The 15,359-nt window shown below is 69.5% G+C and carries 14 protein-coding genes; 13 read left to right on the top strand and 1 reads right to left on the bottom strand.

Going from position 1 to position 15,359, the window contains the following annotated elements:
* Nucleotides 1–140 precede the first annotated feature (140 nt).
* A complete protein-coding gene (locus A8G18_RS15480; RefSeq protein ID WP_026003176.1) occupies nucleotides 141–845 on the top strand; it encodes a DUF2334 domain-containing protein in 705 nt (234 codons plus the stop codon).
* A gap of 58 nt (nucleotides 846–903) precedes the next feature.
* Nucleotides 904–2,547 carry an FAD-binding dehydrogenase gene (locus A8G18_RS15475; protein WP_064064563.1) on the top strand — a complete coding sequence of 548 codons (1,644 nt, stop codon included), beginning with the start codon at nucleotides 904–906 and terminating at the stop codon, nucleotides 2,545–2,547.
* Nucleotides 2,548–2,572: 25 nt separating this feature from the next.
* On the opposite strand, the gene A8G18_RS15470 is transcribed toward A8G18_RS15475, so the two are convergent.
* Complete coding sequence (locus tag A8G18_RS15470) at nucleotides 2,573–3,217, bottom strand: MBL fold metallo-hydrolase (RefSeq protein WP_016933641.1); 645 nt, start codon at nucleotides 3,215–3,217, stop codon at nucleotides 2,573–2,575.
* Nucleotides 3,218–3,467: 250 nt separating this feature from the next.
* On the opposite strand from A8G18_RS15470, the gene purS reads away from it, so the two are divergent.
* The 11 genes from purS (at nucleotide 3,468) to purM (ending at nucleotide 15,158) form a co-directional block, all read left to right on the top strand.
* The gene (purS, locus tag A8G18_RS15465; protein ID WP_006551824.1) at nucleotides 3,468–3,713 is read left to right on the top strand and encodes a phosphoribosylformylglycinamidine synthase subunit PurS; all 246 of its coding nucleotides are present in this window, start codon (nucleotides 3,468–3,470) and stop codon (nucleotides 3,711–3,713) included.
* Nucleotides 3,710–4,387, top strand: coding sequence for a phosphoribosylformylglycinamidine synthase subunit PurQ (gene purQ / locus A8G18_RS15460; RefSeq protein ID WP_064064562.1), 678 nt, complete (start codon nucleotides 3,710–3,712; stop codon nucleotides 4,385–4,387). The genes purS and purQ overlap by 4 nt, the downstream gene beginning before the upstream one ends.
* Nucleotides 4,388–4,736: 349 nt before the next feature.
* Nucleotides 4,737–5,087, top strand: a complete 351-nt coding sequence (locus tag A8G18_RS15455) for a VOC family protein (protein ID WP_064064561.1) — start codon at nucleotides 4,737–4,739, stop codon at nucleotides 5,085–5,087.
* A gap of 27 nt (nucleotides 5,088–5,114) precedes the next feature.
* A complete protein-coding gene (locus tag A8G18_RS15450) occupies nucleotides 5,115–6,410 on the top strand; it encodes a M18 family aminopeptidase (protein WP_064064560.1) in 1,296 nt (431 codons plus the stop codon).
* A gap of 80 nt (nucleotides 6,411–6,490) precedes the next feature.
* A complete protein-coding gene (locus tag A8G18_RS15445; RefSeq protein WP_064064577.1) occupies nucleotides 6,491–7,081 on the top strand; it encodes a Uma2 family endonuclease in 591 nt (196 codons plus the stop codon).
* A 67-nt stretch (nucleotides 7,082–7,148) separates the two neighbouring features.
* Complete coding sequence (gene purL, locus A8G18_RS15440; RefSeq protein ID WP_064064559.1) at nucleotides 7,149–9,428, top strand: phosphoribosylformylglycinamidine synthase subunit PurL; 2,280 nt, start codon at nucleotides 7,149–7,151, stop codon at nucleotides 9,426–9,428.
* A 2-nt stretch (nucleotides 9,429–9,430) separates the two neighbouring features.
* Nucleotides 9,431–11,206, top strand: coding sequence for an alpha/beta hydrolase (locus A8G18_RS15435; protein WP_064064558.1), 1,776 nt, complete (start codon nucleotides 9,431–9,433; stop codon nucleotides 11,204–11,206).
* Complete coding sequence (locus A8G18_RS15430; RefSeq protein WP_064064557.1) at nucleotides 11,203–11,871, top strand: CPBP family intramembrane glutamic endopeptidase; 669 nt, start codon at nucleotides 11,203–11,205, stop codon at nucleotides 11,869–11,871. The genes A8G18_RS15435 and A8G18_RS15430 overlap by 4 nt, the downstream gene beginning before the upstream one ends.
* 11 nt (nucleotides 11,872–11,882) lie before the next feature.
* Entirely contained in the window at nucleotides 11,883–12,269 is a 387-nt protein-coding gene (locus A8G18_RS15425) for a sterol carrier family protein (protein ID WP_064064556.1), read from the top strand.
* Nucleotides 12,270–12,367: 98 nt separating this feature from the next.
* On the top strand, nucleotides 12,368–13,948 hold the full coding sequence (purF, locus tag A8G18_RS15420; protein WP_016932861.1) for an amidophosphoribosyltransferase: 1,581 nt from the start codon (nucleotides 12,368–12,370) through the stop codon (nucleotides 13,946–13,948).
* A gap of 136 nt (nucleotides 13,949–14,084) precedes the next feature.
* Nucleotides 14,085–15,158 (top strand): phosphoribosylformylglycinamidine cyclo-ligase, encoded by a 1,074-nt coding sequence (gene purM / locus A8G18_RS15415; RefSeq protein ID WP_016932860.1) that lies wholly within the window; start codon nucleotides 14,085–14,087, stop codon nucleotides 15,156–15,158.
* Nucleotides 15,159–15,359 lie beyond the last annotated feature (201 nt).

Below are 15,359 nucleotides of genomic sequence, written 5' to 3'. Positions count from 1 at the left end.
GCCCGGACGTTATGTCCGGTCGATTGTGTCCGTCGACACAGTCCCGATCAGCGGGATGGGAGCCGGTACGGCCGGGTTTTCACCGGGACTTCCCCGGAAGGCCGGGTGTCTGTTCACCTGCATGGAGCAGGCTCTGCGTCATGAACGGACGGATGATCGTGTCGGTCTCGGGGATCCGGGACGTCACACGCGATGTCGTGGACGGATTCGCCCGGGAGATGGACGCGCGTGGCGTGCCGTTGTCGCTGCTCGTCGCACCACGCCTGAAGGACCACTACCGTCTCGTCCGCGATCCGGCGACGCAGGAGTGGCTTCTCGAGCGGCGTGAGGGTGGTGACGCGATCGTGCTGCACGGATACGACCAGGCGGCGACGAAGCGTCGTCGCGCCGAGTTCGCCGTACTGCCCGAACACGAGGCGCGCTTGCGCCTGCTCGCGGCCGACCGCGTGCTCGAGGAGACGGGACTCCGCACGCGGCTGTTCGCACCTCCGCGCTGGCTCGCGTCGCCCGGAGCGGTGGCCGCACTTCCGCAGGTCGGATTCCGGGTGATGGCGGACATCGCGGGGATCCGTGATCTCGCGGCAGGCACCGTGACGAAGTCGCGGGTGTACGGCATCGGCGACGGTGCGAAGTCGGAGCCGTGGTGGTGCCGGGCAATGGTGATCGGCGCGTCGCGGGTGGCACGGCGGGGCGAGTTGCTCCGGTTGGCGATCGCGGCTCCTCGGCTCGCCGAGCCCGGACCCCGGCAGGCGATCCTCGCCGCCGTGGACATCGCACTGCGTCACGGTGCGGAACCGGCCGTCTACAGCCGGCCGCGGCGTCCCACGGGGATCACCGCGGCGTGATCCCGGCCGCCTCGCGGGGCCTCCCGGTCGCCGCATTCGCTCGGTAGTGTTTGCGGCCATGGACGCTGACGTGATCGTGGTGGGGGCGGGACTCGCGGGACTCGTAGCGGTGGGCGAACTCGTCGACGCCGGCCGTACGGTTCTCCTGGTCGATCAGGAGAACTCGAACAATGTGGGCGGACAGGCCTTCTGGTCGTTCGGTGGTCTGTTCTTCGTCGACAGTCCCGAACAGCGGCGGCTCGGGATCAAGGATTCCTACGAGCTCGCCCTGCAGGACTGGATGGGCACGGCCGGCTTCGACCGCGAGGTCGAGGACCGGTGGCCGCGGCGGTGGGCCCAGGCCTACGTCGAATTCGCGGCCGGGGAGAAGCACGCCTGGCTGAAGCAGCGCGGCCTGAAGATCTTCCCGATGGTCAACTGGGCCGAACGCGGCGGGTACGACGCTGCGGGGCACGGCAACTCGGTCCCGCGGTTCCACATCACCTGGGGCACCGGTCCGGGTCTCGTCGAGATCTTCGAGCGCAAGCTCCGCGAAGGCGTCGAACGCGGACTCGTGACGCTGAAGCACCGGCACCGGGTCGACGAACTCGTCGTCACGGGCGGAGCTGCCACCGGCGTGCGCGGGGCGATCCTCGAGCCCACCGACGCGCCGCGCGGCGTGGCGTCCTCCCGCACCGTCGTCGGAGACTTCGAGTTCTCCGCCGGAGCCGTGATCGTCACCTCCGGTGGCATCGGCGGGAACTACGACCTCGTGAAGAAGAACTGGCCGAAGCGCATGGGGCAGCCGCCGAAGCACATGCTCAGCGGCGTGCCCGCGCACGTCGACGGCCGGATGCTCGAGATCACCGAAAAGGCCGGCGGCAACATCGTCAACCGCGACCGCATGTGGCACTACACCGAGGGCATCACCAACTACGACCCGGTGTGGCCCGGTCACGGCATCCGCATCCTCCCCGGTCCCTCCTCGCTGTGGCTCGACGCCACGGGCAAGCGGCTACCGGTGCCGTTGTTCCCGGGCTTCGACACGCTCGGCACCCTCGAGCACATCGTGAGCACCGGCCACGACCACACCTGGTTCGTGCTCGACCAGAAGATCATCGAGAAGGAATTCGGGCTCTCCGGCTCCGAGCAGAACCCCGACCTCACCGGACGCAGCATCCGGCTGCTGCTGCAGCGCGTCAAGGCGGGCGCACCCGGACCGGTCGAGGCCTTCAAGCAGCACGGCGTCGACTTCGTCGTCCGCGACACGCTCGCCGATCTCGTCGCGGGCATGAACGAACTCACCCCCGAGGCGCCGCTCGACTACGAGCAGGTGCGTTCGGTGGTCGAGGCCCGCGACCGCGAGATGGACAACAAGTACACGAAGGATCTGCAGGTCGCGGCGGTGCGCGCGGCACGGGCCTACGCACCCGACCGCGTCGTCCGCATCGCCGCACCGCATCGGATCCTCGACCCGAAGGCCGGGCCGCTCATCGCCGTCAGGCTGCACCTGCTCACCCGCAAGACGCTCGGCGGGCTCGAGACCGACCTGTCGTCGCGCGTCCTGCGGTCGGACGGATCGGTCTTCGAGGGGCTCTTCGCCGCCGGTGAGGTCGCCGGATTCGGTGGTGGCGGCGTGCACGGCTACCGGTCGCTCGAAGGCACCTTCCTCGGCGGATGCATCTTCTCGGGGCGGGCGGCGGGTCGCGCCGCCGCCCGCTGAACCTCCTCGTCGGAACAGAGCAGCGTCAGACCTCGACTCCGTCCTCGTGCGGCAGCACGCGGAACTCGGTGCCCTCCGGCGCCATCTCGCTGTACCGGCCGTAGAAGACGCCGCGACCGCTGTCGTTGACGATGCCCTGGTGGATCGGCACCGCGACCCGCGGATTCACGGCGCGCAGGTAGTCGATCGCCTCCCAGATCTTGAGCCACGGCGCGGTCGACGGCAGGGCCAGCACGTCCACGCGCTCGTGCGGGATGTACAGCGAGTCGCCGGGGTGCAGCAGCCGCGACGGATTCTCCTCGTCGCCGACGAGGAAGGCCGTGTTGTCGATGACGGGCAGGTCGGGGTGGATCACCGCGTGCCGTCCGCCGGTGCCGCGCACGGTGAGCGATCCGACGGAGAACGAATCGCCGGGACGCACCGCGGTCCAGTCGCCCTCGAGCAGGCTCGCGGACTGAGGGTCGGAGAACAGCTGCGCACCGGGATTGGCCTCGAGGAGCGCGGGCAGCCGGCCGGTATCGGCATGGTCGGGATGCTGGTGGGTCACGAGGATCGCGTCGAGGCCGGTGATGCCCTCGAACCCGTGGGAGAAATTTCCGGGGTCGAAGAGGAGCTTCGCGCCGAGGTGCTCGACGAGGATGCAGGAGTGGCCGAAATGGGTCAGGTGCATGTCGTCGAGTATGCCGCCGGAAGGAGCCCGACGACCGGCTACGGACAGGAACTCCGCTTCGGTAGCCTCCTCCCGCCCTCCGCCGCCCCGCGTGCGCGAACTCGTTGCTGCCGAGCGGCGTTGAACGGGTGTGACAGGTCTCGTACGAGGGGGACCTCGGCCGATGCCCGTCCCGGTGGCCGCGGCCGGTAAACTGCTGGATGTCCGGTGTCCGTCCCCGGGCGCCAGCACTACTACCGAGGAGCAGCACGTGGCGCGTGTCGTCGTCGAAGTCATGCCCAAAGCCGAGATTCTCGACCCCCAGGGTCAGGCCATCACCGGGGCGCTGTCGCGGCTGGGCTTCGCGGGCGTGACCGACGTCCGTCAGGGCAAGCGTTTCGAGCTCGAGGTCGACGGCAGCGTCGGCGACGAGGAGCTCGAGAAGATCGCCGAGTCGTTGCTCGCCAACACGGTGATCGAGGACTGGGCCATCCGGCGGATCGACGGTGACGCATGAGCGCACGCATCGGAGTCATCACCTTCCCGGGAACGCTCGACGACGTCGACGCCTCCCGTGCGGTGAATCTCGCCGGTGGTGAGGCCGTGAGCCTGTGGCACGGGGACGCCGATCTCAAGGGTGTCGACGCGGTGATCGTGCCCGGCGGTTTCTCCTACGGCGACTACCTGCGCTGCGGTGCCATCGCACGGTTCGCGCCGGTGATGGGCAAGGTCGTCGAGGCCGCGCAGAAGGGCATGCCCGTCCTCGGCATCTGCAACGGCTTCCAGGTGCTGTGCGAGGCGGGTCTGCTGCCGGGCGCGCTCACCCGCAACGCCGGTCTGCACTTCGTCTGCCGCGACGAGTGGCTGAAGGTCGAGTCGAACACCACCGCGTGGACCTCGCGCTACGAGGCCGGCGCCGAGATCCTCATCCCGCTCAAGTCGGGTGAAGGCCGCTACCAGGCACCGGAGAAGGTGCTCGACGAGCTCGAGGGTGAAGGTCGCGTGGTGTTCCGCTTCGCGGGCGACAACCCGAACGGTTCGCAGCGCGGCATCGCCGGCATCTCGTCGGCGAACGGCCGGGTCGTCGGTCTCATGCCGCACCCCGAGCACGCCACCGAGGCGCTCACCGGCCCCAGCGACGACGGACTCGGCATGTTCTACAGCGTGCTGGACGCGGTCGTCAACGCGTGATCGCCTGACCGGAGCTTCCGGCGAAGTCCCCATCGACCCCCCGGGTCCGGTGGGGACTTCGCTCGTTCCAGGGGTTTCGCGTGATCCTCCGAACCTGAAGTCCCGGAACCGGAGAGACGGAACGAGGGACCCCGCGACCGTCCCGATCGGCTGCGGAATCCCTCGTCCCTACAACCCCGGAGCTCGACCCCCCGATCAAGTCCCGGGCGCGATGTCGTCGTCATCCCCCATGCGCGACATCGCGGATCAGTTTGCCCGAGCCAGGTCGGTATGTCCTGAGTAGGACTACCCAAATCGGCCCGTTCCTCGACGGATATCACCTGTCGGTCCCCGGCGGTACCGTCGCGTCATGACAGCGACCATCGCAATGATCACCTTCGACACGTCCGATCCGGGTCCGCTCGCGAGATGGTGGGCCGAGCGCACGGACGGGCGTATCGAGGAGGAGAACGACGGCTGGTTCTTCATCGTCGCCCTGCCGCAAGGCATCAGGCTGGGTTTCCAGAAGGTGTCCGATCCGACACCGGGGAAGAACCGCGTGCACCTCGATCTCACGGCCCCCGACCTCGACGCCGAGGTCGAGCGCTTCGTGCAGGCCGGCGCGAAGGAGGTCCACCGAGAGGACATGGGCGACGACTTCCGATGGGTGACGCTCGCCGACCCGGAGGGCAACCTGTTCTGTGTCGCCGGAGGGCACTGAGCCTGTCCGTGATGCGAAGATGCAGTCATGTCTTCCACGCGTGCCGATGCTCGGGGTCTCTGTAATTTCGTCGACCTGTCGCCGTCGCCCTTCCACGTCTGCGCCACCGTCGCCGCGGCGCTGAGCGAGGCGGGATTCGTCGAACTGCACGAGCAGCAGGCCTGGCCCTCCGAACCGGGACGCTTCTTCCTGGTGCGGGGCGGGTCGCTGCTCGCGTGGAGCACCGAGGGTGTCGCCGACGATCCGGCCGCGCCCTTCCGCATCGTCGGCGGGCACACCGACAGCCCCAATCTGCGCGTCAAGCAGCATCCCGACCTCACGTCGGCTGGCTGGCGGCTCGTGGGTCTCGAACCGTACGGCGGTGCGTGGCTCAACTCGTGGCTCGACCGCGACCTCGGGATCTCCGGCCGCTTCACCGTGCGCTCGGGTGAGACCACCGAGGACGTTCTCGTCCGCGTCGACGCGCCGGTCCTGCGGGTTCCGCAGCTCGCCATCCACCTGTCCGAGGACCGCAAGGGCGTGCACCTCGACCCGCAGCGTCACGTCGACGGCGTCTGGGGAGTCGGCACCGAACCGCGCTCGTTCATCGCGTGGGTCGCCGAGCAGCACGGTATCGACCCGGGCGCGGTGCTGGGCTGGGAGCTGATGACCCACGACCTCGCTCCGAGCGCGGTCGTCGGACCGGGCCGCGATCTGGTCAGCGCACCGCGCCTCGACAACCAGGGCACCTGCTATGCCGGACTGCACGCGCTGCTCGACGCCGCAGACCACGTCGCCGCGCACGGCGGCCCGATGCCGCTCCTCGCTCTGTTCGACCACGAGGAGGTCGGCAGCATGTCCGACCGCGGCGCCTTCTCGGAACTGCTCAACACCGTCCTCGAGCGGATCGTCCTGCTCCGGGGCGGCGGACGCGAGGAGTTCCTGCGTGCCCGCGCCGGCTCGATCGTCGCGTCGGGCGACATGGCGCACGCCACGCACCCCAACTATCCCGAGCGACACGAACCCGCCCACCGGATCGCGGTGAACGGCGGACCGGTCCTGAAGGTGAACCAGAACCTGCGCTACGCGAGCGACGCGACCGGCGCCGGCGCCTTCGCGCTGGCCTGTGAGCAGGCCGGGGTTCCGCTGCAGCGGTACGTGCACCGCGCCGACCTGCCGTGCGGTTCCACGATCGGCCCCATCACCGCGTCGCGGACCGGCATCACGACCGTCGACGTCGGCGCCCCGCAACTCGCCATGCACTCGGCGCGCGAGTTCATGGGCGCGGACGACGTGACGAGCTACGCGCAGGCCCTGACCGCTTTCCTGACCCCCGCGTCGTGACCGCGTTCGCCCACCCCGCCACGCCCACCGGTGACACACTGAAGACGGTCGTGTCCGATCGGCGAGAACGGGGGAATGCAATGAACGTCCCGTCCTATCCCGATCGGCTGCTGTCCCTCGACGAGTGGTCGGCCCTGCCCGAATCCGACGGGCACCACGTCGAGGTGTGCGAAGGCGTGCTGATCGCTGCGCCCCGGCCGGGAACAGCACACGATCACGCCGCGGTGACCCTGGCCTTGCTCCTCGACGAGAAGCTGCCCGACGAATGGTCTGCGATCGGAGGCGTCGAGGTGCTGGTCGCGGAGAACCCGCTGACGGTGCGGTGCCCCGATGTGATCGTCGTGGGACGGTCCCTCGTCGACGCCGACCCCGATCGGGCCCCGATCGCCGAGGTGAAGCTGGTCGTGGAGGTCACCGTCGACGGCACGGCCCGCACCGACCGGGTCACGAAGTTCTCCGAATATGCGGAGGCCGGAGTCCCGCAGTACTGGATCGTCGATCTCGGCGGGCCGCCCGTGCTCGCCACCTTCACCCTCGTCGACGGGTGGTACCGATTCGACGGCGAACACTCGGGCACCGTCACCCTCGATGCGCTGGGCACCGAGGTGACCGTCACACCCTCGGAGCTCGTGCCCGCACCGGTGAACCCCGTCGCCCCTGCACACCGATAGACTGGTCCGCGGCAGTTCCCGCCCGGCCTGCCGTTTTCGATCCCAGAGTGAAGGGACCCGACGCCCAGTGTCACCGCACGTGGATACCGTCTCCCACGCCGCCGAAACCCCCGACGCCGCTCAGCCCTATCGGGAGCTGGGTCTGAAGGAAGACGAGTACACCCGGATCAAGGAGATCCTGGGCCGGCGCCCCACCGACGCCGAGCTCGCCATGTACTCGGTGATGTGGTCCGAGCACTGCTCGTACAAGTCGTCGAAGGTGCACCTGCGCTACTTCGGCGAGACCACCACCGACGAGATGCGCGAGTCGATGCTCGCCGGTATCGGTGAGAACGCCGGTGTCGTCGACATCGGCGACGGCTGGGCCGTCACCTTCAAGGTCGAGTCGCACAACCACCCCTCGTACATCGAGCCGTACCAGGGCGCCGCGACCGGCGTGGGCGGCATCGTCCGCGACATCATGGCCATGGGTGCCCGCCCGATCGCCGTGATGGACCAGCTGCGCTTCGGTGCCGCCGATCACCCCGACACCCGTCGCGTCGTCGACGGTGTCGTACGCGGTGTCGGTGGCTACGGCAACTCGCTCGGCCTGCCCAACGTCGGTGGCGAGACCGTTTTCGACGCCTCCTATCAGGGCAACCCGCTCGTCAACGCGCTGTGCGCCGGAGCGATGCGCGTGGAGGACCTGCACCTGGCCCACGCCTCGGGTACCGGCAACAAGGTCATCCTGTTCGGTGCTCGCACCGGTCTCGACGGCATCGGCGGTGTCTCCGTCCTCGCATCCGAGACGTTCGACGACAGCGACGGCGGCCGACCCAAGAAGCTGCCGAGCGTGCAGGTGGGCGATCCCTTCACCGAGAAGGTGCTCATCGAGTGCTGCCTCGACCTCTACCGCGAGAAGCTCGTCGTCGGCATCCAGGATCTCGGCGGTGCCGGACTGTCCTGCGCGACCTCCGAGCTCGCCGCCGCCGGCGACGGCGGTATGCACATCAACCTCGAGCGTGTCCCGACGCGCGCGAAGGGCATGACCCCGGCCGAGGTGCTGTCCTCGGAGTCGCAGGAACGCATGTGCGCGGTCGTCACGCCCGACAACGTCGACGCCTTCATGGCCGTCTGCAAGAAGTGGGACGTCCTGGCGACCGTCATCGGGGAGGTCACCGACGGCGAGCGTCTCGTCATCGACTGGCACGGCGAGACCGTCGTCGACGTGCCGCCGCGCACGGTCGCTCACGAGGGCCCGGTCTACGAGCGTCCCATCGAACGCCCGTCCTCGCAGGACGCGCTGGTCGCGAACACCACGGCCGGCCTGAAGCGACCCGAGACCACCGACGAACTGCGTGAGACGCTGCTGAAGATGCTGGCGTCGCCGGCGCTGTGCAGCCGCAAGTGGATCACCGAGCAGTACGACCGTTACGTGCGCGGCAACACCGTGCTCGCCGAGAACGCCGACAGCGGTGTGGTCCGCATCGACGAGGAGACCGGACGCGGCATCGCGCTCGCCACCGACGCCTCGGGCCGCTACACCCAGCTCGATCCGTACGCGGGCGCCCAGCTCGCCCTCGCCGAGGCCTACCGCAACGTTGCCGTCACCGGCGCGACGCCGAAGGCCGTCTCGAACTGCCTGAACTTCGGTTCGCCCGAGGATCCGGGCGTGATGTGGCAGTTCCAGCAGGCCGTGCGCGGCCTCGCCGACGGCTGCGCGAAGCTCGGCATTCCCGTCACCGGCGGCAACGTCAGCTTCTACAACCAGACCGGTGCCACCGCGATCCTGCCGACCCCGGTCGTCGCGGTGCTCGGCGTGATCGACGATGTGCACCGCCGCATCCCCACCGGCATCGGCCTCGAACCGGGCGAGACGTTGATCCTGCTCGGTGAGACCCGCGACGAGTTCGACGGATCGATCTGGGCGCAGGTCGAGCACGACCACCTCGGTGGCGTTCCGCCGCAGGTCGACCTCGATCGTGAACGGCTGTTGTCGGAGATCCTCACCGCCGGTTCGCGCGACGGCCTGATCTCGGCCGCGCACGATCTGTCCGAGGGTGGTCTCGCGCAGGCCGTCGTCGAGGCCGCGCTGGCGGGCGAGACCGGCTGCCGCGTGCTGCTTCCGGAGGGTGCCGATCCGTTCGTGACGCTGTTCTCCGAGTCGGCCGGTCGTGTGCTCGTGGCCGTGCCGCGCACCGAGGAGTCTCGCTTCACGGGCATGTGCACCGCGCGCAACATGCCGTGGGTGCGCATCGGTGTCGTCGACGAGGGATCCGACTCCGTCGAGGTCCAGGGCCTGTTCTCGATCCCCATGACCGAGCTGCGCGAGGTGTGGGAAGGGACCCTGCCTGCTCTGTTCGGATAACCGTGCCGGCCATCCGGGTCGATCGGCTGGCGGCGTTCGAGGCCCGGCAGGGCCGGATCATCGCCGCGGTCACCGACTTCGGTGATCGCCACCCCCTCACCGCCCGGGTGTGGGGGTGGCTGGGCCTGGATTTCACCGGTATCGCGTTCGCCGCACTGTTCTTCTGCTGGTCGCTGACACCCTCGCTGCTTCCGCGCGACTGGCTCTTCCAGGGCCTCATCGGCGGCATCAACGCCGCGATCGGTTACGGCGTCGGGTGCGTCGTCGGCTGGGCCGTGGCGCGGTTCGTGCTCCCCGGGCGGCGGTGGTGGCCGCCACCGCTCCCGGTGCTGCGCGCGATCAAGGTCGCGGTTCCGGTCGCCGCCGTCCTCGCGTCACTCGTCGCGCTCGTCCTGTCCGCCGGTGAGCAACGCCAGCTCGCGGCGTTGATGGGGGCAGAGGGCAGCACCACGAGCGGATATCTGCGCACCATCCTGTTGAGCCTGGCCGTCGCCGCTGCCCTCATCGCCCTGTGGCGGGGGCTACGCGACATCGGGCGCTGGATATCCGCCCAGCTGAGCCGTCGCACGGGGATGCCGCTCGGTCTCGCTCGCACACTGGGCGTGCTCGTCGTGGTGCTCGCCACCTTCATGCTCATCGACGGTGTACTCATCCGCGGCACCTATGCCGTCGTCAATCAGGCTTTCGGTCTGCAGGACGACACCACCCGTCCCGGCGCCGTCCAGCCGGTCGAGCCCGCCAAGTCCGGCAGCCCCGAATCCCTCGCGCCCTGGGAGACCCTCGGATTCGAGGGCCGCAACTTCGTCGCACGAGGCCTGGATGCGGAGGAACTGGCCGCGGTCAACGGCCGTCCCGCCCTGGAACCGATCCGGGTGTACGTCGGTCTCGACACCGCCCCCACGCCGGAAGAGCGCATCGATCTCGTCCTCGACGAACTCGAGCGGACCGGCGCCTTCGAGCGGTCGACGCTCGTCCTGATCCCCACCACCGGCACCGGCTGGGTCAACCCCACGGCGGCCCGCGCGATGGAACTCGTCCACAACGGCGACCTGGCCATGGTGGCCTGGCAGTATTCGTACCTCCCGAGCTGGATCTCGTTCCTCGCCGACCGCGAGAAGGCGGCTGCCGCAGGCGAGATGCTGGTCGACCGGGTGTACGAACGCTGGTCGCAGCTGCCGGAGGACGATCGCCCCGACCTGTTCCTCTACGGCGAGAGTCTCGGGACGCAGTCCGGGGAGGGTGCCTTCGACAGTCTCGCCGAGATCCGCGCCCGGATGGACGGGGTGCTGTGGGTGGGCCCGCCCAACTCCAACCGCCTGTGGCGGCAGCTCGTCGAGCGCCGCGATCCCGGGACGACCGAGGTGCAGCCGGTGTACGCGGACGGTCTCGTCGTGCGTTTCGCCGACAGCCGGGAGGCGATCCACGAGCCGGACACACCGTGGTTGTCGCCGCGCGTGCTCTACATCCAGCACGCCTCCGATCCTGTCGTCTGGTGGTCGCCCGACCTGTTGTTCTCCCGCCCCGACTGGTTGTCGGAGCCGCCCGGACCCGACCGGCTGCCGCAGATGCGGTGGTTCCCGTTCGTCACCTTCTGGCAGGTCTCCGCCGATCTCACCAACGCGGCCGGCGTGCCCGACGGGCACGGCCACAACTACGGGTCGGCGGTGCTCGAGGGATGGATCGCGGTCACCCGGCCCGAGGGCTGGACCGAGAACGACACCGAACGGGTACGCATCGCCCTCGAGGCGTTCGCCGATCACGACGGGCCCGAGAAGTGAGCGCGCGGCCCACTGGGGGATTCCTCGCTGCGGGATGCGCTGCCGTGCTGGTCGCGTGGAACAACCTCGTCCTTCCGGCGGTGGATCTCGGTCCGCGGGGGAGAGCCGCGGCGAACGCCGGGTTCGGACTCGCGCTCGCCGCGGCGACCCGCGCGGCCGGTGTCTCCGCAGCCGAGCTCGGCTGGCGCCGTACGGGCAGGGGAGTGCTGTGGGGGACGGCATCGGCGGTGGTGCCGGTCGCGGCCTACGCCGTGATGCTCGCCGTCCCGCCCGTGCGACGACGGATGGCGGCGGGAGCGCGTCGCGCCGACCACACCGAGTGGGTGTTCGTGCACATTCCCTTCGGGACGGTCCTGGCCGAGGAGCTGATGTTCCGTTCGGTGCTGTACGCGCTGGCGCGCCGGGCGTCGCGACGCCGGGACCGGGTGCTCACGGCCGTCGCCTTCGGGCTCTGGCACGTCGTGCCCGCCCGTCACGCCGGGGACTCCGTTCCCGGAACCGTCGTGCTCACTGCCTCGAGCGGTGTGGTGTTCGACGAACTACGACGACGGACGGGCAGCGTCCTCGCCCCGATGCTCCTGCACCTGGCGATCAATGCCGGTGGCGCCGTCGCGGTGGGTGTCGCGACCCGTCCGGAAACCTCCGAGCGCGACGCGGGTCGTTAGGCTGCGGCGATATGGCACCACGGAGACCCGTCGACCCCGCCGAGCTGCGCACCGCCCTCGAGCGGGTCGGTCCGTGGGTGACGGGGGAGCGCGACGAGAAGCCGCCGCGACCCGACCTCGCCGCCGCGGTGCGGCTCAGTGCCCGCACCCTCGAGCAACTCGCGCCCGGATCGAGCGTGGAGGTGCGGGTGCCGCCGTTCGTGGCCGTCCAGTGCATCGAAGGCCCCCGCCACACGCGGGGAACACCGCCGAACGTCGTGGAGACCGATCCGCGCACGTGGCTGCGCCTGGTGGTCGGCAGCATCGATTTCGACGGGGCCGTGACCTCGGGGGCGGTGGAGGCATCGGGTGGGCGCGCCGCGGAGATCGGCCGGCTGCTCCCGATCGCCCGACTCTGACGTCCGGCGGGGTGCACAACGGGTGTGTGGGGAGGAGCACCTCCCGCGGGCCGTAGAATGGGGGGAGCCCCGCTTGTCCAGCCTCAGGGAGCACGTCCGTGACCAGTGCCGATCTGTCGGTCCACACACGTAATCTTCTCGCCTCCACCGAACCCGAGAACGAACCCCGCGAAGAGTGCGGAGTGTTCGGAGTGTGGGCTCCCGGCGAGGACGTGTCCAAGCTCACTTATTACGGTCTCTATGCGCTGCAGCACCGCGGACAGGAAGCCGCGGGCATCGCCGTGGCCGACGGTTCGCAGGTGCTCGTGTTCAAGGACCTCGGACTCGTCAGCCAGGTCTTCGACGAGCAGACGCTCGCCGCGATGACCGGGCACATCGCCATCGGTCACTGCCGCTACTCCACCACCGGGTCCACGACCTGGGAGAACGCGCAGCCGATCTTCCGCACCACCGCCTCCGGCTCGGGCGTCGCGCTCGGCCACAACGGCAACCTCGTCAACACCGCCGAACTCGCCGAACGCGGACGCCGCCTCGGTGTGCTCGATCCCACGCGGCCCGGCGCGGCGAATTCGGACTCCGACACCGTCGGTGCGCTGCTCGCCCACGGCGCGAAGAACAGCACGATCGAAGAGGCCGCGATGGAGCTGCTCCCGCAGCTGCGCGGCGCGTTCTGCCTGACCTTCATGGACGAGCACACCCTCTACGCGGCCCGCGACCCGTGGGGCATCCGCCCGCTGTGCCTCGGACGGCTCGACCGCGGCTGGGTCGTCGCCAGCGAGACCGCCGCTCTCGACATCGTCGGCGCGTCCTTCGTCCGCGACATCGAACCCGGCGAGCTGCTCGCGATCGACGCGAACGGTGTGCGCTCGTCGCGCTTCGCCAACCCCGAGCCCAAGGGCTGTGTCTTCGAGTACGTCTACCTCGCGCGCCCCGACTCGACCATCGCCGGTCGCTCCGTGCACGCGACCCGCGTGGAGATCGGACGCCGGCTCGCGAAGGAACATCCGATCGACGCCGATCTGGTCATCCCGGTGCCCGAGTCGGGCACCCCGGCCGCCGTCGGGTACGCGCAGGGTTCGGGACTCCCGTACGGGCAGGGCCTGATGAAGAACGCCTACGTGGGACGCACCTTCATCCAGCCCAGCCAGACCATCCGGCAGCTCGGTATCCGGCTCAAGCTCAACCCGCTGCGCGAAGTGATCCGCGGTAAGCGGCTCGTCGTGGTCGACGACTCGATCGTGCGCGGCAACACGCAGCGCGCCCTGATCCGGATGCTGCGCGAGGCCGGTGCCCTCGAGATCCACGTGCGCATCGCGTCGCCGCCCGTCAAGTGGCCGTGTTTCTACGGCATCGACTTCGCGTCGCCGGCCGAGCTGATCGCCAACGGCGCAGGCACCCGCGACAGCGTCGAGGAGGGGCACGACTACGACGAGATGGTCGAGATGGTGCGCCGGTCGATCGGGTCCGATTCGCTCGGCTACATCTCGATCGACGGCATGATCGGTGCCACCGAGCAGCCCGCATCCCGTTTGTGCGCTGCATGTTTCGACGGTCACTACCCGATCGCCCTTCCCACCGAACACCGGGCGGGCAAGGACGCCTTCGGCGTCGTCGACACCGATTCGGTCACTCCGACCGTGTTGGACAACGACAACGCGGACGTTCTCAGTCGGCCGTAGAAGCTGGTCGGGTACCGTAAGTGCCGCGGTCGGCCCGGTTCGGCGTGCGTTTCGCATGCCCGGACGCAGGTACCCGGCCCGCGCGTAGCCAGATTTTTCACGACAAGACACAACTCGAGGCTGGAGCCGACAACTCATGACCGAGGACGCAACCCCCGGAGCTTCCTACGCCGCGGCGGGCGTGGACATCGAGGCCGGTGACCGAGCCGTCGAACTGTTCGCCCCGCACGCGAAGAAGGCCACCCGCCCGGAGGTCATGGGCGGCCTGGGTGGGTTCGCCGGTCTGTTCGCCCTCAAGGGCGGATACAAGGAGCCGCTGCTCGCGGCGTCCACCGACGGCGTCGGCACCAAGCTTGCGGTGGCGCAGGCACTCGACAAGCACGACACGGTCGGTCTCGACCTCGTCGCGATGGTCGTCGACGACCTCGTGGTCTGCGGTGCCGAGCCGCTCTTCCTGCAGGACTACATCGCGGTCGGTCGCGTCGTGCCCGAGCGCGTCGCGGAGATCGTCGCGGGTATCGCCGAGGGATGCGTCCAGGCCGGATGCGCGCTGCTCGGTGGCGAGACCGCCGAGCACCCGGGCGTGATGGCCGCCGACGACTACGACCTGTCCGCGACCGGCGTGGGTGTCGTCGAGGCCGAGAAGCTCCTCGGACCCGACCGTGTGCGCCCCGGCGACGTCGTGATCGCGATGGGCGCTTCGGGTCTGCATTCGAACGGTTACTCGCTCGCCCGCAAGGTCCTGCTCGACATCGGCAAGATGAGCCTGACGGCGCACGTCGACGAGTTCGGTCGCACCCTCGGTGAGGAACTGCTCGAGCCCACCCGCATCTACGCCAAGGACTGCCTCGCGCTCGCCGCCGAGACCGAGGTGCGCACCTTCTGCCACGTCACCGGTGGCGGACTCGCCGCGAACCTCGCGCGTGTGATGCCCAAGGGGCTCGTGGCCGAACTCGACCGCACCACCTGGAGCCCCGCTCCGGTCTTCGGCCTCATCGCGCAGCGCGGACGGGTCGAGCGGGCCGAGATGGAGAAGACCTTCAACATGGGCGTCGGCATGGTGGCCATCGTGGCCCCCGAGGATGTCGATCGCGCTCTGGCGGTGCTCACCGCCCGGCACATCGACTGCTGGACGCTGGGCACGGTCCGCAAGGCGCAGGACGGCGCCGACGAGCGCGCGGTGCTGCTCGGAGATCATCCGCGCTTCTGACAGGCGCACGCGTCGCCCCACGCGAACACGACGAAAGGCCGGTTCCCCCAGGAAAACTGGGAGACCGGCCTTTCGGTTACTGCCGTGTCGTGAACTCGGAAGTCACAGACTCGAAGGCCGAGGACGGAAACGAGCGCCGCCCGGCCTCGCGTCGAATGCCGACCACACCGACGGAGGGGGAGCCGAAAGATCGGCCTCCCC

It is taken from the genome of Rhodococcus gordoniae (assembly GCF_001646655.1).
GTDB lineage: Bacteria > Actinomycetota > Actinomycetes > Mycobacteriales > Mycobacteriaceae > Rhodococcus > Rhodococcus gordoniae.
The sequence above is the reverse complement of the archived record's forward strand: the minus strand, read 5'-3'. Positions and strand labels throughout refer to the sequence as shown.